At 63.1% G+C, this 18162-nt stretch carries 21 protein-coding genes; 2 read left to right on the top strand and 19 right to left on the bottom strand.

What is annotated here, in order from left to right:
- Nucleotides 1-277: 277 nt before the first annotated feature.
- Nucleotides 278-892 carry a hypothetical protein gene (locus NKI99_RS19270; RefSeq protein ID WP_128305466.1) on the top strand — a complete coding sequence of 205 codons (615 nt, stop codon included), beginning with the start codon at nucleotides 278-280 and terminating at the stop codon, nucleotides 890-892.
- Between the two features lie 528 nt (nucleotides 893-1420).
- Here the strand turns inward: NKI99_RS19270 and NKI99_RS19265 are convergent.
- From NKI99_RS19265 to NKI99_RS19230, 8 genes are all read right to left on the bottom strand, one after another.
- A complete protein-coding gene (locus tag NKI99_RS19265) occupies nucleotides 1421-1570 on the bottom strand; it encodes a hypothetical protein (protein ID WP_164893064.1) in 150 nt (49 codons plus the stop codon).
- Between the two features lie 86 nt (nucleotides 1571-1656).
- Nucleotides 1657-1959: a hypothetical protein gene (locus tag NKI99_RS19260; RefSeq protein WP_128305467.1), complete on the bottom strand. Its 303-nt coding sequence runs from the start codon at nucleotides 1957-1959 to the stop codon at nucleotides 1657-1659.
- A 92-nt stretch (nucleotides 1960-2051) separates the two neighbouring features.
- Nucleotides 2052-2591 carry a MerR family transcriptional regulator gene (locus NKI99_RS19255; protein WP_023810244.1) on the bottom strand — a complete coding sequence of 180 codons (540 nt, stop codon included), beginning with the start codon at nucleotides 2589-2591 and terminating at the stop codon, nucleotides 2052-2054.
- A gap of 124 nt (nucleotides 2592-2715) precedes the next feature.
- Nucleotides 2716-3039 carry an integration host factor subunit alpha gene (locus NKI99_RS19250; protein ID WP_023810243.1) on the bottom strand — a complete coding sequence of 108 codons (324 nt, stop codon included), beginning with the start codon at nucleotides 3037-3039 and terminating at the stop codon, nucleotides 2716-2718.
- A gap of 103 nt (nucleotides 3040-3142) precedes the next feature.
- Entirely contained in the window at nucleotides 3143-4114 is a 972-nt protein-coding gene (locus NKI99_RS19245) for a beta-ketoacyl-ACP synthase III (RefSeq protein ID WP_023810242.1), read from the bottom strand.
- Between the two features lie 9 nt (nucleotides 4115-4123).
- Nucleotides 4124-5194: a phosphate acyltransferase PlsX gene (gene plsX, locus NKI99_RS19240; RefSeq protein WP_023810241.1), complete on the bottom strand. Its 1071-nt coding sequence runs from the start codon at nucleotides 5192-5194 to the stop codon at nucleotides 4124-4126.
- A 113-nt stretch (nucleotides 5195-5307) separates the two neighbouring features.
- Nucleotides 5308-5856 (bottom strand): YceD family protein, encoded by a 549-nt coding sequence (locus tag NKI99_RS19235; RefSeq protein WP_023810240.1) that lies wholly within the window; start codon nucleotides 5854-5856, stop codon nucleotides 5308-5310.
- Nucleotides 5853-6401 (bottom strand): ubiquinol-cytochrome C chaperone family protein, encoded by a 549-nt coding sequence (locus NKI99_RS19230; RefSeq protein WP_023810239.1) that lies wholly within the window; start codon nucleotides 6399-6401, stop codon nucleotides 5853-5855. Before NKI99_RS19230 ends, NKI99_RS19235 begins: the two co-directional genes overlap by 4 nt.
- A gap of 114 nt (nucleotides 6402-6515) precedes the next feature.
- Here NKI99_RS19230 and NKI99_RS19225 point away from each other — a divergent pair, with 114 nt between their 5' ends.
- Nucleotides 6516-7028 (top strand): outer membrane protein assembly factor BamE, encoded by a 513-nt coding sequence (locus NKI99_RS19225; RefSeq protein ID WP_023810238.1) that lies wholly within the window; start codon nucleotides 6516-6518, stop codon nucleotides 7026-7028.
- Nucleotides 7029-7295: 267 nt separating this feature from the next.
- Here NKI99_RS19225 and NKI99_RS19220 read toward each other — a convergent pair whose 3' ends face one another.
- From NKI99_RS19220 to ribD, 11 genes are all read right to left on the bottom strand, one after another.
- Nucleotides 7296-9437 carry a sodium-translocating pyrophosphatase gene (locus NKI99_RS19220; RefSeq protein ID WP_023810237.1) on the bottom strand — a complete coding sequence of 714 codons (2142 nt, stop codon included), beginning with the start codon at nucleotides 9435-9437 and terminating at the stop codon, nucleotides 7296-7298.
- Nucleotides 9438-9676: 239 nt separating this feature from the next.
- Nucleotides 9677-10426 (bottom strand): ABC transporter permease, encoded by a 750-nt coding sequence (locus NKI99_RS19215; RefSeq protein ID WP_128305720.1) that lies wholly within the window; start codon nucleotides 10424-10426, stop codon nucleotides 9677-9679.
- Nucleotides 10423-11361, bottom strand: a complete 939-nt coding sequence (locus NKI99_RS19210) for an ABC transporter ATP-binding protein (RefSeq protein WP_023810235.1) — start codon at nucleotides 11359-11361, stop codon at nucleotides 10423-10425. The genes NKI99_RS19215 and NKI99_RS19210 overlap by 4 nt, the downstream gene beginning before the upstream one ends.
- Nucleotides 11358-12521 (bottom strand): ABC transporter permease, encoded by a 1164-nt coding sequence (locus NKI99_RS19205; RefSeq protein WP_023810234.1) that lies wholly within the window; start codon nucleotides 12519-12521, stop codon nucleotides 11358-11360. Before NKI99_RS19205 ends, NKI99_RS19210 begins: the two co-directional genes overlap by 4 nt.
- Before the next feature lie 302 nt (nucleotides 12522-12823).
- A complete protein-coding gene (gene osmF, locus NKI99_RS19200) occupies nucleotides 12824-13735 on the bottom strand; it encodes a glycine betaine ABC transporter substrate-binding protein OsmF (RefSeq protein WP_128305719.1) in 912 nt (303 codons plus the stop codon).
- 177 nt (nucleotides 13736-13912) lie between these two features.
- Nucleotides 13913-15130, bottom strand: coding sequence for an MFS transporter (locus NKI99_RS19195; RefSeq protein ID WP_352611705.1), 1218 nt, complete (start codon nucleotides 15128-15130; stop codon nucleotides 13913-13915).
- Nucleotides 15127-15627, bottom strand: a complete 501-nt coding sequence (nusB, locus tag NKI99_RS19190) for a transcription antitermination factor NusB (RefSeq protein WP_023798402.1) — start codon at nucleotides 15625-15627, stop codon at nucleotides 15127-15129. Before nusB ends, NKI99_RS19195 begins: the two co-directional genes overlap by 4 nt.
- A complete protein-coding gene (ribH, locus tag NKI99_RS19185) occupies nucleotides 15624-16118 on the bottom strand; it encodes a 6,7-dimethyl-8-ribityllumazine synthase (protein ID WP_352611704.1) in 495 nt (164 codons plus the stop codon). The genes nusB and ribH overlap by 4 nt, the downstream gene beginning before the upstream one ends.
- 107 nt (nucleotides 16119-16225) lie before the next feature.
- Nucleotides 16226-16429: a type II toxin -antitoxin system TacA 1-like antitoxin gene (locus NKI99_RS19180; RefSeq protein WP_023810230.1), complete on the bottom strand. Its 204-nt coding sequence runs from the start codon at nucleotides 16427-16429 to the stop codon at nucleotides 16226-16228.
- Nucleotides 16429-17046 carry a riboflavin synthase gene (locus NKI99_RS19175; protein WP_352611703.1) on the bottom strand — a complete coding sequence of 206 codons (618 nt, stop codon included), beginning with the start codon at nucleotides 17044-17046 and terminating at the stop codon, nucleotides 16429-16431. Before NKI99_RS19175 ends, NKI99_RS19180 begins: the two co-directional genes overlap by 1 nt.
- Nucleotides 17046-18161, bottom strand: a complete 1116-nt coding sequence (ribD, locus tag NKI99_RS19170) for a bifunctional diaminohydroxyphosphoribosylaminopyrimidine deaminase/5-amino-6-(5-phosphoribosylamino)uracil reductase RibD (RefSeq protein WP_352611702.1) — start codon at nucleotides 18159-18161, stop codon at nucleotides 17046-17048. Before ribD ends, NKI99_RS19175 begins: the two co-directional genes overlap by 1 nt.
- Nucleotide 18162 lies beyond the last annotated feature (1 nt).

Raw genomic sequence — 18162 nt, 5'->3', positions numbered from 1 at the left:
CTCCATGACTGAAAGAGTTTGATCAAATGAGGAGTGTTGCCTGAGACGGTCGGGAAGATGCCCTCTCGCCGGCGATTTGCCAAGAGCCAAAAGGGCCGTCACGGGATCGTGAACCAGGCGCCTGGCGCGGCCCTCTCGCGTACACGTCGCGATCAAGTTGTTTTGAAGGTCCGATCGGCCTTTTGCCGGCAGTTTCGCCGCGCACGTTCGTTATCTCCGGGTCGCTGGCGTGAAACCATCCGGTTCCAGCCAGCTCGTTCCCGGAAGGATTTTTGCAATGAACTTGAAGACATTCATGGTCGTGCTCGGCACGATTTCCAGCCTTTCCGTCGCCGGCGCGGGCGCCGCCCAAGCCGCAGACGCGCTGCGTGTGCGCGGCACGGTGGTCAGTTTTGAGCCCACGCTGCTCACCGTGAAAACCCGCCAGGGCGATACCGACGCGATCAAGCTCAAGGCTGGCTGGAAGATCTCGGGCGTCGCCAACGCCTCGGCAAAGGACATCAAGCAGGGGGATTTCCTCGGCATTGCCTCCGTTTCGAAAGCGGATGGCGGCAGCGGCGCCCTGGAGGTGGTGGTCTTTCCGGCCGCGCTGAAAGGCACTGGCGAGGGCGACCGTCCCTGGGACCTGCAGCCAAACAGCCGGATGACCAACGGCACCGTCGCCGACGTTACCGATATAAGCGGGCGATCCGTCACCCTGACCTATGACAATGGCCAGACCAAGAAGATTTCGATCCCCGACACCACGCCCGTCGTGACCTTCGCGCCGGCGACGCCTACCGACCTCAAGCCGGGTGCGACGGTCTTTGTCACCGCTGAGCGGGGCAGTGACGGCGCGCTGAGCGCCAGCCGCGTCGTGGTCGGAAACAACGGCGTCGTGCCGCCGATGTAGTGGGACGGGCGGCCAATGGCCGCCTCTCGATCTTGCCGTGCATGGTGGCAGGAGGCTGAATTGGGCAGAAACAGTACAGAAACAAAATTCTACAATCGGGAAATACTGACGAAAAAATTCAGGCGCGTAATTCCATTCGCGGCGGCCGGGCTATCGCCCCGATCCATACGCCCGCGAAACAAAAGGAAACGATCCATGAAGAAGTCCCTCCTCTCGGCCCTCGGGCTTGCAGTTGCATTGGCTTTCACGGTGCCCGTCATCGGTGCGACGAGTGCGGATGCCGCCCCGATGGCAAAGCATCATCGTCACCACCATCATCATCGCCACCATGTCCGCCACCACCATCATCACCGCCACCACCACCATGTGATCGGAAACAAGGCCTAAGCTCCGCAGACCGCCACCGAGAAGACCGGCCTTGGCTTCCTGTCCAAGGCCGGCTACTCCGCCCCGCGAGGCTCGATCGCGGATCGACAATTCACGCAAATCCAATGCGCGACGCCGGTGAGATCGTCATCCCGGCGCTGGCTATGGCACCACCACCAATCCGGCGTTCACCGGCGAATCGAGCGGCTCTGGCGGCTTGACCAATCCGCATTCCTGCGCCGGCGACACAGAGGTGTTGGGCGCCTCTATGCCGACACGCTCCTCGCCAGATGCCGGAGCGACAACAGACATGGCCGCTCGCAAGGAAAATGACGGATCACCTTAGGGCGAGCCGTCACTTCTTCTTGCTCGTATCTGTGGGATTTGGGTTTTAGAATTCAGCGCCGGCTGAACAGCAGACTGGCGACAAGACCGAGCACCACAAGGCCCACTGCGGCGGCAGCTGCCGGATGGTCGCGGGCCGACTTCTCGATCACCCTGCCCTGTTTGCGGATTGCCGGCATGGCATCGTGCAGGCGGCCGGCAAGATCGGAATAGGTGTCGAGCGCGGCATCGCGACCGTCCTCGTAGTAGGCGCCGCCTCGCCTCGCCACAGCCCTCTTCAAGCTGGCCAGTTCCTTGCTGAGAACCGCGACCTGCCTGTCGAGATCGATGTCCGAGAGGGTCGAAAATGATGCCATGGTATGTTTCCTTCACTTGCAGAAGGAAGCGTAACGCCTCACCCGAAGACGGGTTCCGGTTTTCGAACTATCGATGTCGCGTCGGGCTGCGGTCAGCGCACCTGGTCAAGCAGGCGCTTGCATTCCAGGAGGTCGAACAGCGCCTCCTGCAGCAAGGCCCTGTTGTCGCGCGAGAGTTTCGATGCATCCGGCTGCACCGGACCGTCCTCGTCGCTCTTGCCCAGGCCGAAAAAGCGGCGGCTGGGCTTCACCCGCGGCTGGCCGACCAGTTCGTCGTCCATGCCACGCGGCTGGGCCGCCGGCGTCAGCGGCACTTGGTCAGCCTGCCTTCGCTGTGAGATCGCCTCGACGGCGGCCATGTCGCCATTGCCGATGGCAACCAGGAAATGGTTGCCGTTCTCGCGCAACAGCTTCTGCACGCCCTTGATGGTGTAGCCCTGGTCGTAGAGCATGTGGCGAATGCCCTTGATCAGTTCGACATCCTGCGGCCGGTAGTAACGACGGCCGCCGCCGCGCTTCATCGGCTTGATCTGGTTGAAACGCGTTTCCCAGAAACGCAGCACATGCTGCGGCAGATCGAGATCTTCGGCGACCTCGCTGATGGTACGAAAGGCGTCGGGGCTCTTGTCCATGGGCGAATCCTCACGCTGGACGATGATCCGGCCTACCTGCCGAATCGGGGCTTATTTCAGCGGTTTATGAAGCAATATTCAAGCCCGGCGTCATGGCGGCGGCAGTTTTCAACCGCGCAATGGACTACTTGCTGCTTTTGGCCTTGCCGCTCTGATGGGAGCGCAAGATACGGCTCTTCAGCACATTCGACGACTTGAAGGTCATCACCCGACGCGGCAGGATCGGCACTTCCTCGCCGGTCTTGGGATTGCGGCCGATGCGTTCGTTCTTGGAGCGGACGTGGAATGTCGCGAAGGACGACAGCTTCACCGTTTCGCCGCGCACGATGGCTTCGCAGATTTCATCCAGCACCGCTTCGACGAGCTCGGCCGATTCAGTGCGCGACAGGCCGACCTTCCGGTAAACTGCCTCGGCAAGGTCGGCGCGCGTAAGTGTCTTTCCCCCCATGCGACCGTCCCATCAGCTCAAAACATGAAATTCGGCACAACAACGGCAGAGCCTAAGTAATTGATCCGTCAAGGTCAAGGACCGAAACTGGACCGTTCGGCACTTACCAGCGAACCAGGACAGCGCCCCAGGTGAAGCCGCCACCCATCGCTTCCAGGAGGACGAGATCGCCCTTCTTGATGCGGCCGTCGGCGACGGCCACCGACAGCGCCAACGGCACGGAAGCAGCCGAGGTGTTACCGTGCAAATCGACCGTAACCACCACCTTTTGCTCAGCTATCCCGAGCTTCTTGGCGGAAGCGTCAATAATTCGTTTATTGGCCTGGTGGGGCACGAACCAGTCGAGATCATCGGCCGAGATACCGGCTTGCGCGAACGTCGCCTCGATGACGTCGGTGATCATGCCGACCGCATGCTTGAAGACTTCGCGACCCTCCATCCGGAGATGGCCAACCGTACCCGTGGTCGACGGCCCGCCGTCGACGAAAAGCTTGTCCTTGTGCGTGCCATCGGAGCGCAGGCTGGCCGCCAGAACGCCATGGTCGGCGATCGTGCCCGCCCCCTCGCCTGCTTCCAGAATCATGGCGCCGGCGCCGTCGCCGAACAGCACACAGGTCGAGCGGTCGCTCCAGTCGAGGATGCGCGAGAATGTTTCCGAACCGATCACCAGGACACGCTTGGCCAGGCCGCCGCGGATGTAGAGATCGGCGGTGGTCACGGCATAGACGAAGCCCGAACAGACCGCCTGCAGGTCGAAGGCAAAGCCGTGATGCATGCCGAGCCGGTTCTGGATCTCGACGGCGGTGGCCGGGAATGTGTTGTTTGGCGTCGAGGTCGCCAGCACGATCAGATCGATGTCGGCGGGCGTGAGGCCCGCATTGGCAAGTGCGGCACGTGCCGCTGCTTCCCCGAGCGAAGCCGTGGTCTCGTCGTCACCAGCGATATGTCGCTGGCGAATACCGGTACGCTGGGCGATCCACTCGTCAGAGGTCTCGACCATGCCTTCGAAATCGGCATTCTTCATGATTCGGCGGGGCAGCGCGGCGCCCGTGCCGCGCACGACTGATCTGATCAAAGTTCTTTCCTATTCCTTTGCGTCGGTGACGACGTCGGATTTCCTAGCTGACAGGGCACGCGGGTTGCGCGCATGAAACAGGTCCAGATCGGCCTCGATGCGGTCGAGTAGGTTGTTGCGGACCATGTCATAGCCGAGTTCGATCGCGGCGGCGAACCCGTCAGAATCAGCACCGCCATGGCTTTTGACGACGATGCCGCTCAGCCCCAGGAAAACGCCGCCATTGGAGCGGCCGACATCCATCTTTTCGCGCAGGCGATCGAAGGCGCCCTTGGCGAAGATATAGCCGATCCTGGCCATCAGAGTCCGGCTCATCGCGGCGCGCAGATAGCCACCGATCTGGCGCACCGTGCCTTCCGCCGTCTTCAGCGCGATGTTGCCGGCAAAGCCTTCGGTGACGACGACGTCGACCACGCCCTTGCCGATATCGTCACCCTCGACGAAACCGTGATAGTTCATCGAGGCCATGTTGGCTTCGCGCAGCATGCGCCCGGCCTCCTTGACCTCTTCCTGGCCCTTGATCTCCTCGACGCCGACATTGAGCAGGCCGACGCTGGGCCGGGCTATGCCGAAGACCGAGCGCGCCATGCCGGTGCCGAGAATGGCAAAATCAATGAGCTGTTGCGCATCGGCCCCAATGGTCGCGCCGACGTCCAGCACCACGCTTTCGCCGCGCAATGTCGGCCAAAGGGCTGCGATCGCCGGGCGATCGATGGTGGCCATGGTGCGCAGGCAAAATTTCGACATCGCCATCAGCGCGCCGGTGTTGCCGGCGGAAATGCAGGCGTCGGCCGTGCCGGCCTTGACCGCTTCGACGGCCTTCCACATTGATGACTTCCAGCGGCCGTGGCGCAGCGCCTGGCTCGGCTTGTCGTCCATCCTGACCGCAATTTCGCAATGGAAGAATTCACTGATCTCGGCGAGCTTGGGAAATTTGGCAAGCTCCGGGCGCACGACCTCCTCACGCCCGAAGATGACGAAGCGGATGTCGGGACGACGGGTCGCGACCGTCATGAGCGCTGGAATGACCACGGCTGGTCCGTGATCGCCGCCCATGGCATCGATGGAAATCCTGATCACGCGGTATTTATCTCACGGTTAGGCGGCAGGTCGCTTTAGCGACCGCGAAGGTTCGGCGAAAATAACGGTTTTGGGCTGCCGCACAACCGACTTTTCCGTCGCGGGCGAGCTTTTCAGGATTTTCCCAGCAAGGATCGCAGTTTTTGCTGAAATTCATTCTCCGCCGGTTCGTTCTCGCTGCCGGTGTTGAGCGATGCGCCCTGCTTGCGCGGATAGGGGTCGATGGCGAGCCCGAAATACTGTTCGGCGATTGCCCCGACATCGATCGTGTCACCGGAAAATGTCTCTGGACTGTCAGGGCCTTCCGCGTCGAGCAGGATCTCGCCGCCACCATCGAAACCCTGCCGTCCAAGCTTGGAATCCTCGGGCAGCAGCAGCGCTTCGACCGGTTCGTCGATATGCGCCTCGACAGGCTCGAGCGTGACGATGCAGGCCTGGGTGATGTCGGCTTCGACGCGACCGCTTATCTTCACGCCATTGCGCTTCCACGACGCGACCAGAAGCTCGGCGCGATAGGATTCGACCGAAATCAGCCCGTGCTCCTCGGCCAGTGCCGCACGCTGCGCGGCATCGGCCTCGATAACCAGCGGCAGGCCCTTCTGCGGCAGGCGCGTAACGTTTGCCCGGAAGGAGACCGGGCTTTGCGGGTCAACATGCTTCATTGTTCAACCTCCTTGGCGGCGGGAAAGGTCAGCGTGCCGGAGACAATCGATTCGGATGTCTGCGCGGCCAGATGACTGCGCGCGTCGGTAACATAGTTGGCCAGCAGCGATGCTTCCAGCCAGGCGCCCGCGTCGGGCCGGACATTGCGGGCAAGAGCCGCGGTCAGCCCTTCATGGTCGTTTCTTTTCAGGGCATCGTCATAGGCAGCGGTTCGGCCATAAAACATCTTTGCCAGCTTTTTCATGCGTTTGGGCACGCCCACGTCGCCAATGCCCAATTCCCGCAACGAATGGTCGACGTCGAGGAAGAACTCGTCGATCAGCACCTGGGCGACCTCTTGCGCCGCACCGCCCTCCCCGCGCAACCTGTGCTGGAACAGGAACATGTGCAGCGACAGCATCTCGAAACGGCCAAGCGGCGTGTCTGGCACATTCCAGTGGGAATAAAACACGGTCTGCCGCGCCGCCGCCACGATTTGTGCGTAAAGCGCCTCGGTGATAGCGCGGTTGGCGTAGCGTTCGCGGCCAAAAAAGCGCTGGAACATTGGGGATGGTCTCCTGGGGACCGTTTGTTGAAGTGGGCTTGTTGCATCGGCAAGCAAGCTGGTTTACCGGTTTCGCGGCCCAGCGCAAGTTGCGGCCAGCTAATGGAGTTGTTGTTGCGCGCGCTGAATTTCAAGTCGACCTTCTCGTCCAGGCCCGCCGGCGCGATCTCGCTGCTGATGATCGTTTCGGCACTGTCCGCCTGCCACACCTCCAAGATGATCGGCGACCTCAGCCCAAGTGAGACGCTGACGCAAGGTTACGTCATAGACCAGCAGGCAATCGACCTGGTGCCGGTCGGTTCGAGCCGCGAGCAGGTGCTTCTGGCGCTCGGCACGCCGTCGACGACCGCGACCTTCGACAACGAGGCCTTCTATTACATTTCGCAGACGCGCAAGCGCTACGTCGCCTTCGACAAGCCACGGCTGATTGACCAGCATGTGCTGGCGGTCTATTTCGGCGCCGATGGCCGCGTCACCCAGATCGCCAATTACGGGATGAAGGACGGCAAGATGTTCGACTTCATCTCGCGCACCACACCGACCGGCGGCAAGGACCAGAACTTCCTCAGCCAGATCATCAACGGTGCCAGCAAGCTGGCACCCAGCATTCCGGGCGGCGGCGTCTAATTCCTTTCGGCTTTCATTCCGGAAGCCTCATCATCTCAGGCGACCAAAAACCCGCGGGAGCGATCCTGCGGGTTTTTGTTATGGGGATCGGTCACCGGTGTGGCCGTGGCCAAGGAAACGCGAGCCGAGCCTGGATGAGATGCTTGCACACCACGCACTGGAGGACCCAGGCGAAGCGAAGCGCTGAAGGGTCGACGTTGTCATCGCTTCAACAAAAAACCCGCGGGATCGCTCCCGCGGGTTCTGTTTTCGAGTGGATGCTTTTGATCAGCCGTGCGCGAGCACGGCCAGCAGCAAGAGCGCGACGATGTTGGTGATCTTGATCGCCGGGTTGACGGCCGGGCCAGCGGTGTCCTTGTAGGGATCGCCGACCGTGTCGCCGGTCACCGAAGCCTTGTGCGCCTCGGAACCCTTGAGATGCTTGACGCCGTCCTTGTCGACAAAGCCGTCTTCGAAGGACTTCTTGGCGTTGTCCCAGGCACCGCCGCCAGAGGTCATCGAGATGGCGACGAACAGGCCGTTGACGATGACGCCGAGCAGCGAGGCACCAAGGGCGGCAAAGGCGGACGCCTTCGAGCCCGAGATCAGCAGCACGCCGAAATAGACGACGAGCGGCGCCAGCACCGGCAGCAGCGACGGGATGATCATTTCCCTGATTGCCGCCTTGGTCAGCAGGTCGACCGCGCGTGCGTAGTTCGGCTTCGAGGTGCCGGCCATGATGCCCGGATCCTCGCGGAACTGCTTGCGTACTTCCTCGACGATGGCGCCCGCCGCGCGGCCGACGGCCGTCATGGCGATGCCGCCGAACAGATACGGGATCAGCCCGCCGAAGATCAGGCCAGCGACGACGTAGGGGTTGGAGAGATCGAAGGAGATCTCGCCAATGCCCTGGAAGTAGGGATATTTGTCGCCATTGGCGGCAAAGAACTTCAGGTCGTTCGAGTAGGCGGCAAACAGCACCAGTGCGCCGAGACCGGCCGAACCGATGGCATAGCCCTTGGTCACCGCCTTGGTGGTGTTGCCGACCGCGTCGAGCGCGTCGGTGGACTGGCGCACTTCCTTGGGCAGGCCGGCCATTTCGGCAATGCCGCCGGCATTGTCGGTGACCGGGCCGAAGGCGTCGAGCGCAACGATGATGCCGGCAAGACCGAGCATCGTCGTGACCGCGATCGCCGTGCCGAAGAGGCCGGCAAGCTGATAGGTCGAGATGATGCCGCCGACGATGACGATCGCGGGCAGCGCCGTCGATTCCAGCGAGACCGCAAGGCCCTGGATGACGTTGGTGCCGTGACCGGTGACCGACGCCTGGGCGATAGAGTTGACCGGGCGCTTGTTGGTGCCGGTGTAGTATTCGGTAATGACCACGATGAGACCGGTCACCACGAGGCCGACCAGGCCGCATATGAACAGGTTCTTGCCGGTGATGACCATGCCGGCGACGGTGCCGATCTCGCCCCAGCCGAGGGTGACATGGGTGGCGACGCCGAGGCCGACGATGGACAGCAGGCCGGTGACGATCAGGCCCTTGTAGAGTGCGCCCATGATCGAGCCGTTGGAACCGAGCTTGACGAAGAAGGTGCCGACGATCGAGGTCAGGATGCAGGCGCCGCAGATAGCGAGCGGATAAAGCATGGCTGCACCCAGAACGGCGGTACCGCCAAAGAAGATGGCAGCCAGAACCATGGTGGCGACAACGGTCACCGCATAGGTTTCGAACAGGTCAGCGGCCATGCCGGCGCAGTCGCCGACATTGTCGCCGACATTGTCGGCGATGGTGGCCGGGTTGCGCGGATCGTCTTCGGGAATACCGGCTTCGACCTTGCCGACGAGATCGCCGCCGACGTCGGCGCCCTTGGTGAAGATGCCGCCGCCGAGACGGGCGAAGATCGAGATCAGCGATGCGCCGAAGCCGAGCGAGACCAGCGAGTCGATGACGATGCGATCATTGGGCTGGAGGCCCATGAAGTGGGTCAGGATGAGGTAGTAGATCGAAACGCCGAGCAAGGCCAGGCCAGCAACCAGCATGCCGGTGATGGCGCCCGATTTGAACGCGATGTCGAGGCCGGCAGCGAGGCTGTTCGATGCGGCCTGCGCCGTACGAACATTCGCGCGAACGGAGACATGCATGCCGATGAAGCCGGCGGCGCCTGAAAGCACTGCACCGATCAGGAAGCCGATCGCGGCGGTGATGGACAGCAGCCACCAGGCGAGCACGAGGACGACGACGCCAACGATGGCGATGGTGGTGTACTGACGCGCCAGATAGGCCTGTGCGCCCTCGCGGATAGCCGCGGAGATTTCCTGCATGCGTGCATTGCCCTGATCGGCCGCAAGGACCGAACGTGTCGCCCAGATGGCGTAAAGGATTGAAAGCAGGCCGCAGGCGATGACGGCGGAAATAATTGTCATTGCCGGATTTTCCTCGATTGATGGCCCAAAAGAACCCCTCCCTGGGCCGTTGAGACAAAGACCGGATTCCGTGCACGGAATCCGCCTCTTCGCAGCGGTGTATGCGAAACAGGGCTGCGAACGTCAAGATATTGTTCGGTTTTTGCCCGGCTTTCGCCTAAATGGTTGGGGCCAAGCGGCGGCTGCCGTTAGCACTCTCCTATTAGATCGATTGAAATTGGCCTTGACGCAAGACGCGGCTACTCGGTCTCCCGGCCCATGCGGCGCGCCGTGTAGCGCTCGATCGCCGATAGACCGTCATAGATCAGCACGGCAAGGGCTGCCACGATCAGGCCGCCCTGCAGGACGAAGGCGAGATTGTTGGACAACAGCCCGGCGATGATCACTTCGCCCAGCGTTTTGGCTGCCACGGTCGAACCGATGGTCGCGGTGGCAAGACTGATCACCACCGACAGCCTGATGCCGCCGAGAATGATCGGGGCGCTGAGCGGCAGCTCGACCTTGGTGAGCCTTTGCCAACCGGTCATGCCGGCGCCGCGCGCCGCTTCGACGACATTGGCCGGCAGCGTCGTCAGGCCGGTCAGCGCATTTTCGAAGATCGGCAACAGGCCGTAGAGAAACAGGGCGATCAGCGTCGGCTTCTCGCCGAAGCCGACGGCCGGCACCGCAAGCGCCAGCACCGCCACCGGCGGAAAGGTCTGGCCGATGTTGACCAGGCTGCGCGATAGCGGCAGGAATTCGGCGCCGGCCGGCCTGGTGACCAGGATGGCAAGCGCCACCGCGACGATGGTTGCGGCCACGGTGGCGATCAGAACCGTGCGCAAATGCAGCAATGTCAGTGTCAGCAGGCTGCCCTGATTGTAGATCACCGGCGCATTGTTTTCGGTCAGCGGCTTCAGCAGCGGCTCGAACCAGCCCGGATTGGTGACGAAGGCAACGAGCAGCACCACCAAGGCTAGCCTGAGCAGCGATGGAAGCCAGGCCTTCATGCCGGCCTCGCCGCGCGCTTCACCAGCCCGTCGATGGTCACGCGGCCAAGCGGCTTGCCGTCGGTGCCTGAGACCGGCAGCGCCGGCCGGCCCGACCACAGCAATTCGGCCAGCGCGTCGCGCTGGCTGGCATCGCCGGGGATCGCCTCGCCTTCGGCGGAGCCCTTCTCCACGGCATCGCGGACCCGGCCGAGCGACAGCAACCGGAACGGCCTCTCGCTGGCGCCAACCAGGGTCTCGACGAAGGCGCTTGCCGGCTTTGCCAGGATCTCGGCTGGCTTGGCGTATTGCACCAGCTTGCCGGCATCCATGACCGCGATCTTGTCGCCCATATGCACGGCCTCTTCCATGTCGTGGGTGACGAGAATGATGGTGGTGCCGAAGCGCTTCTGGATCGCCAGCAGATCCTCCTGCGCCTTGGTGCGGATGATCGGGTCAAGGGCGCCGAACGGTTCGTCCATCAACAGCACGTTGGGCTCGGCGGCGAGTGCGCGGGCAACGCCGACGCGCTGCTGCTGGCCGCCGGACAGTTCGTGCGGATAGCGCGGCCCGAAGGCTTCGGGATCGAGCTGATAGAGCGTCATCAGCTCGTCGACCCGGGCCTTGATACGGTCCTTGTCCCAGCCAAGCAGCACCGGCACGGTGGCAATGTTCTGTGCCACCGTGCGATGTGGAAACAGGCCGTGGCCCTGGATGGCGTAGCCGATGCTGCGGCGCAGCTCGTAACCGGGCAGCGAACGATTGTCGGCGCCGTCGAGCTTGATGATGCCCGAGGTCGGCTCGACCAGCCGGTTGATCATGCGCAGCAGCGTCGTCTTGCCGGAACCGGACGTGCCGACAATGACGGCGATGGTGCGCGGCTCGATGACCATCGACACGTCATCGACCACGGTCGTCGCGTCATAGCGCTTAGTGATGCCTTCGATCTCGATCATGCCGTTTCAACCCTGCGCTTGGTGGCGGTCATTTCGATCACCGCATCGAGGATGATGGCGGCGGCAAAGGCGAGCGCGACCGTCGGCACGGCGCCGAGCAGCACAAGGTCCATTGCCGTCTGACCCACACCCTGGAAGACAAACACGCCGAAACCGCCGCCGCCGATCAGCGCGGCAATGGTGGCGAGGCCGATGTTCTGCACCAAAACGATACGGATGCCGGTGAGGATGACAGGAAAAGCCAGCGGAAACTCGATGCCGAACAGGCGCTGCCTGTCGGTCATGCCCATGCCGCGCGCCGCGTCGTTGGCCGCGCGCGGCACGCCGGCGAGACCGACCACCGTGTTGGCCACCACCGGTAGCAGCGAGTAAAGGAACAACGCGACGAAGGCGGGAGCGGTGCCGATGCCGCGAATACCGAGCGCGGCAGCCCCCGGCACATGCGCGGCAACCCAGCCGAGCGGCGCGATCAGCAGGCCGAACAGCGCGATCGAGGGAATGGTCTGGATGATGTTGAGCACGTTGAGAACGCCGGCCCGCAGATTTTCGACGCGATGGCACAGGATGCCGAGCGGCAGGCCGACGATCACCGCGGCGGCCAGCGAACCGAGCGCCAGCGTCACATGCTTGGAGCCCTCCGCCCAGAAACTGTCGGCGCGGTTGAAATATTCCTTCAGGATCGACAGATTGTCCCAGCTTCCCGAAATCAACAGCAGCCCGATCGCCAAAGCCGCGACCACAAGCACGCCAACCCGCGCCAATGGCGACAGGTTCAGCCTTGTCAGCACGTCGGCGAGCAAAAGCGTGAAGGCAAAGATCAGAATCCAGAAACCGGAGGCTGGCGAAACTCTGGCGAAGGTGTTGCCCGCCGGCGTGAGAAATGTTCCGGCGACACCGATCAGCAGCGCGAGCGCGGCAAGCGCCATCACGCTGGCGGCAAGGCGCAGCACAAGTGGTGTCTTGAACAGCGCGATGAGTGCTGCGGCGACAATGATGGCGAGCAGCAGCGTCCCGGTCGTTGCCGGCAGCGCCTCGAGAATCGAGCGCGCCTGGCCGGGGACGATGCGGTTGGCACGGAACGTGGCAAAGGGCGCGGCAAAAGCCGCGTAGGCTGATATCGCGGCGATGACCACGCCGAGCTTGTCGAAGCGGGGAGTCATGGTTGCCCCTCATGAGGGGCGATTTGCCACATCGCGCAGCTTTCTTTGGGGATTGGCGAAAACCGACGCGATATCCGATCTCCCCCCTTGCGGGGGAGATGGCCGGCAGGCCAGAGGGGGGTGTGAAGGATCGCCAACTTTCGGGTGTCGGCTTGTTCAGAAGCAACCCTGTCGAGGCACGCACCTTTGACGGGTTGGGAGGTCGGCGGGACAGCACCCCCCTCTGTCCTGCCGGACATCTCCCCCGCAAGGGGGGAGATCAGCAGCTTCCAGAGGGGGGTGCCTTGCACCGGTGTCACTGACTACTTCAAAAACCCGTTCTTCTTCAAAAAGTCCTCGGCGACGCCCTTGACCGGCTCGCCGCCGACCTGCACGCGACCGTTCAGCTCCTGCAGCGTGACGAGGTCGAGCTTGGCGAAGACCGGCTTCAGCAGCGTCTCGATCTCGGGATGTTCCTTCAGCACCGCTTCGCGGATGATCGGCGCCGGCTGGTAGACCGGCTGCACGCCCTTGTCGTCGTCGAGCACGACGAGGCCGGACGGTGCGATGCCGCCATCGGTGCCGTAGACCATGGCTGCATTGGCGCCGTTGGTCTGGTTGGCGGCCGCTGCGATGGTTGCTGCCGTGTCGCCGCCCGAAAGGGTGATCAGTTGGTCCGGCTTCAGCGTGAAGCCATAGGTGGTCTGGAAAGCCGGAAGTGCAGCCGCCGAATTGACGAACTCGGCGGAAGCCGCCAGCACCACCTGACCGCCGCCCGCGACATATTTGCCGAAGTCGGTGAGCGTGGCAAGTTTGTTGGTCTCGGCGACTTCCTTGCGCAGCGCGATCGCCCAGGTGTTGTTTGCGGGCGACGGCGACAGCCAGACGATCTTGTTGGCGTCGTAGTCGAGCTTCTTGGCCGTTTCATAGGCCTTGGCGGCGTCTTTCCAGACCGGGTCGTCGGCCTTTTCGAAGAAGAAAGCGGCGTTGCCGGTATATTCGGGATAGATGTCGATCTCGCCGGCGGTGATCGCCTTGCGCACCACCGGCGTGCCACCGAGCTGGATACGGTCCGATGTCTTGATGTTGTTGGCGTTGAGCACGAGCTGGATGATGTTGCCGAGCACGCCGCCCTCTGTGTCGATCTTGGAAGAGACAACCACCTGGGCATTGGCGGTAGCCACCGTAATGCCGAGCGCCAATGCCGCGCCGGCCAGAAACTTGACTGAAAACATTGTGAAACCCCTTGCTATGAACCGAAACGCGGTGACCGCATATGAGCATGGCTTCAACGGCCAGTCGGGGCACACGGTTTCATAACAATAGGTACAGACGCAATATTTTTGTTCCGGAGCGGTAAATTCGACCGACATCGTGCTGACAGCGCCGTGTCAGGTGAAACGGCGGATAGATCAGGCTTCGGCTTTGCGCAGGCTCGTCAGCTTGAGCGCGCCGAGCGCCACGAAGCACAGGACGGTGACCGGAAAGACTATCCAGTTCAGCATCTCCCAGCCCCAGGCATTGTAGACCATGCCCGACATCAGCGAGGCGCAGGCGACGGAGCCGAACAGGACGAAGTCGTGGAAGCCTTGCACCTTGCCCTTTTCCGACGGCCGGTAGGTGGCGGCCACCATCGCCGTCGCACCAATGAAGCCGAAGTTCCAGCCAAGGCCTAGCAGGATCAGCGACGTCCAGAACTGCCACAGCGCCAGGCCCGACAGAGCGACAATGGCGCAGCCGATGAGCAGGATCAGGCCGGTGGCCACGATGCGTTCGGCGCCGAAGCGATGGATCAGCGAGCCGGTGAAGAAGCTTGGCGCGAACATCGCCATGACGTGCCAGGAGATGCCGAGCGTCGCGTCGTTCTCCGACAGGCCGCAACCGACCATGGCCAGCGGTGCGCCCGTCATGACGAAGCTCATCAGCGCATAGCTGCCGACCGCGCAGAAAAGCGCGGCGACGAAACGCGGCTGCGTGACGATCTCAGCCAGTGGCCTGGCGTCGCTGTCGGCGATCTCCACCTTGCCGGATGCTTTCGCCGGCAGCCGCAGGAACGAAAGGATGATGGCGCCGACGGCGGCCAGCGGCAGGATGGAGATGAACGAACCGGCAAACATGACCGGCGCAAGCAATTCGCGGGTGAAGATGACGATCTGCGGCCCGAGGATGGCGGTGACGACGCCGCCGGCCAGCACGAAGGAGATGGCGCGCGCCTTGAATTCAGGCGGTGCGTTGTCGGCGGCGGCAAAGCGGAACTGCTGGACGAAGGCGCCGCCGATACCGATCGTGAGCAAGCCGAAGGCAAACAGCCAGAAGCTGCCTTGAAAAAGCGCAAGCGTGGCGATCAGGCCGCCAAGCGCCGTGACGATCGTGCCGGTCATGAAGCCGCCGCGCTGGCCCATGCTGCGGATAATGGCCGCTGCAGGCAGCGCGCCGAGCGCCACGCCGATGTTGAAGCCGGTGATCGGCGCTGTCGCCAATGACTTGTCGGGACCAAGCAGATATTGCCCGGCCAGCGCGCCCACGGAGATAGCGATGGGGGCCGCCGAGCCGATGATCGCCTGCGAGGCGGCCAGGATCAGCGCCGTGCGGCGTGCCTCCTGACCGGCCTCGAGGGCGATGGCCGTCATGATGCGTCCTTGCCGCGCCCCTCGCCACGCACCCGGCGTGACACACGGTCGAGCACGGCATTGACCAGCTTCGGCTCGTCTTCCTCGTAGAAGGCCTTGGCGATGTCGACATATTCGGAGACGATGACGGCGACGGGGACATCCTCGCGCTTCATCAGTTCGTAGACGCCGGCGCGCAGGATGGCGCGCAGCGTCGAATCGAGCCGCGACAGCGGCCAGTCCTCGGTCAGCGCCTGGCGGATGATCGGATCGATGGTCTTCTGGTTCTCGACGACACCCGCCAGAATAGCGCGAAACCATTGCGCATCGGCCTCGCGGTAGAGCGCACCGTCGACTTCCTTGCCAAGGCGAAACGCCTCGTATTCGGCGGTGATCTCGAAGACGCCGCTACCGGCCACATCCATCTGGTAGAGCGCCTGTACGGCGGCCAGACGGGCAGCACCGCGCTTGTTGGCGTGGCGCACCGCAGGCTGGCCGGGCGAAGCGGGTTCGCTCACGATCGCGCTCCCAATTGTTCCTTGAGGGCAATCATGGTCAGCGCCGCACGCGCGGCAAAGCCGCCCTTGTCGCCTTCCGAGCGCTTGGCGCGAGTCCAAGCCTGGGCGTCATTCTCGGTGGTGAGGATGCCATTGCCTATGCAGACCGAGTCCTGCACGCTCAAATCCATGAGCGCGCGGCTGGATTCATTGGCGACAATGTCGAAATGATAGGTGTCGCCGCGAATGATGGAGCCGAGCGCAACAAAGCCGTCATAATTCGTGCCGCCTTCCGTCGCGCCGTCCAACGCGAAGGTAATCACCGCGGGGATTTCGAGCGAACCTGGGACGGTGACGACATCATAAGTCGCGCCCGCTTCATCGAGCGCGCTTGTCGCGCCATCGAGCAGCGCGTCGGCAAGGTCGTCGTGAAAGCGCGCTTCGACAATAAGCAGATGCGCCTTCGCCTTCGGACGAATGAAGGCTTTGCCGTGTTGGGATGTACCAGCCATAAAAGTCTCCGGGGAGTTGCCGGTGACTTAGGCCGAAGCCGGGTTCATCGCAAGCGGAAGATTGTCCACGTTGCCGAAGGTCCGCAGAACTTATTGGTTTCCAGTGCTCATACGCCTGTATTGTGACGGTAGCCACGCACGGTATCGCGCAGACGATCGTTCACCGATCGAGGATTGATCAAGGCTTCAACGAAGACTCTGCTGTCGTTGACGGACAGATCGAGTTGCGAGTGCTCTTCGGTGTTCACATCGGCCTGCACCTCACGCATCAACTTGTCTTCCTGCGTGGAATTCACCCTGTCCTTGGTCATCAAAGCCCCTCTTTCGTCGCCTCCACCAGCCGCGCCGCATAGCGGGCCATGGTGTCGATCTCGAGGTTGACGCGGTCGCCGACCTTGCGCTCGCCCCAGGTGGTCACGGTCAGCGAATGGTGGATCAAAAGCACGTCGAAGCGCGTGCCTTCGACCTTGTTGACGGTGAGCGAGGTGCCGTCGAGCGCGACGGAGCCCTTGGGCGCGATGAACTTCGCCAGGTCGCGCGGCGCCTCCAGCGTGAAGCGCACGGCCTCGCCCTCATCCTTGCGCTCGACGATTTCGGCCATGCCGTCGACATGGCCCGAAACGATGTGGCCGCCGAGTTCGTCGCCGATCTTCAGCGCCCGCTCCAGATTGACCTTGGTGCCGGATTTCCAGCCCGAGGCCGTCGTCAGCCTCAGCGCCTCTTCCCAAGCCTCGACCTCGAACCAGCGCGCGTTCGAGCCGCTGTCGGGCAAGGCAGTGACTGTCAGGCAAACACCGCCGCAGGAGATCGAGGCGCCGATGGCGATGGTCTGCGGGTCATAGGCGGTGTCGATGCGCAACCCCACCCCTTCCCTGAGCGGCTTGACGGAAGCGACAGTGCCGACATCGGTGACAATCCCGGTAAACATCAGATATCCCTTATCCACTCGGCGTAGCTGTCTTCGCCGAAACGCATGTCGCGCAGTTTGCGAAATCCTGCCGGGATATGGTCGGCGTCGATCGGCGATGCAATGCCGTCGTCGCCGATCGCTTCCGGCCCCTGGAACAGCACAATGCGGTCGACCAGCCCATCGGCCAGGAAGGCGCTCGCCACCTTGGCGCCGCCCTCGACCAGCACGCTGCCCATGCCGAGCGCGGCCAGATCCTCGAGCAGTTCCGGCAGAGCGATGCCGCCCTCATGTGTTTCAGTGCCGATGAAGCGCACGCCTGCGCGTTCGAGTGCTGCCCGCCGCAGCGGATCGGCCTCCAGGCAGGCGGCGACATAGAGCGGCACCCGGTCGACGCCCGAAACCAGCTTCGAGGCCTCCGGCAACCGGATCTGGCGGTCGAGCACGATGCGGGCAGGCGAACGGTTCTCCAGCCCCGGCAAACGCACCGTCAGGGCCGGATCATCCTCAAGGGCCGTCCCGATACCAACCAGTATGCCATCCGCCTCGGCCCGCATCAGATACACTTCGCGGCGCGCGATATCTCCGGTGATCGACACCTGCCCACCGCCTTCCCTGCCGATCTTGCCGTCGCTGGAAAGCGCAAGCTTGAGAATCACTTCTGGGCGTTTTCTCAATGATCGGATCAAATAGCCGGCCATCTGCTCGGCGGCTTGCTCGGCCAACACTTTCTCGACCACCTCGACACCGGCGGCACGCAGGATCGCGTAGCCCTTGCCGGATACGCGCGAATCGGGATCGCTGGCCGCACCGACGACGCGTGCGACACCGGCATTGACCAGCGCATTGGCGCAAGGCGGCGTGCGGCCGTGATGGGCGCAAGGCTCCAGCGTGACGTAAGCGGTGGCGCCGCGCGCGAGGTCGCCGGCCTCGGCCAAGGCCTCGGTCTCGGCATGCGGGCGGCCGCCGACAGCGGTGACGCCGGTGCCGACGATCATCGGGCCATTGCCGTCATCGCGTACGATCAGCGTGCCGACGGAGGGGTTGGTCGCGGTGCGCCCTGCATTTTTTCGCGACAGTCTGAGTGCCGCCGCCATGAAGCGGCGATCAAGGGCGGCCTGTTCGCTTGCAGTCATG

Source organism: Mesorhizobium sp. M0239 (assembly GCF_040321815.1).
Lineage (GTDB): Bacteria > Pseudomonadota > Alphaproteobacteria > Rhizobiales > Rhizobiaceae > Mesorhizobium.
The sequence above is the reverse complement of the archived record's forward strand: the minus strand, read 5'-3'. Positions and strand labels throughout refer to the sequence as shown.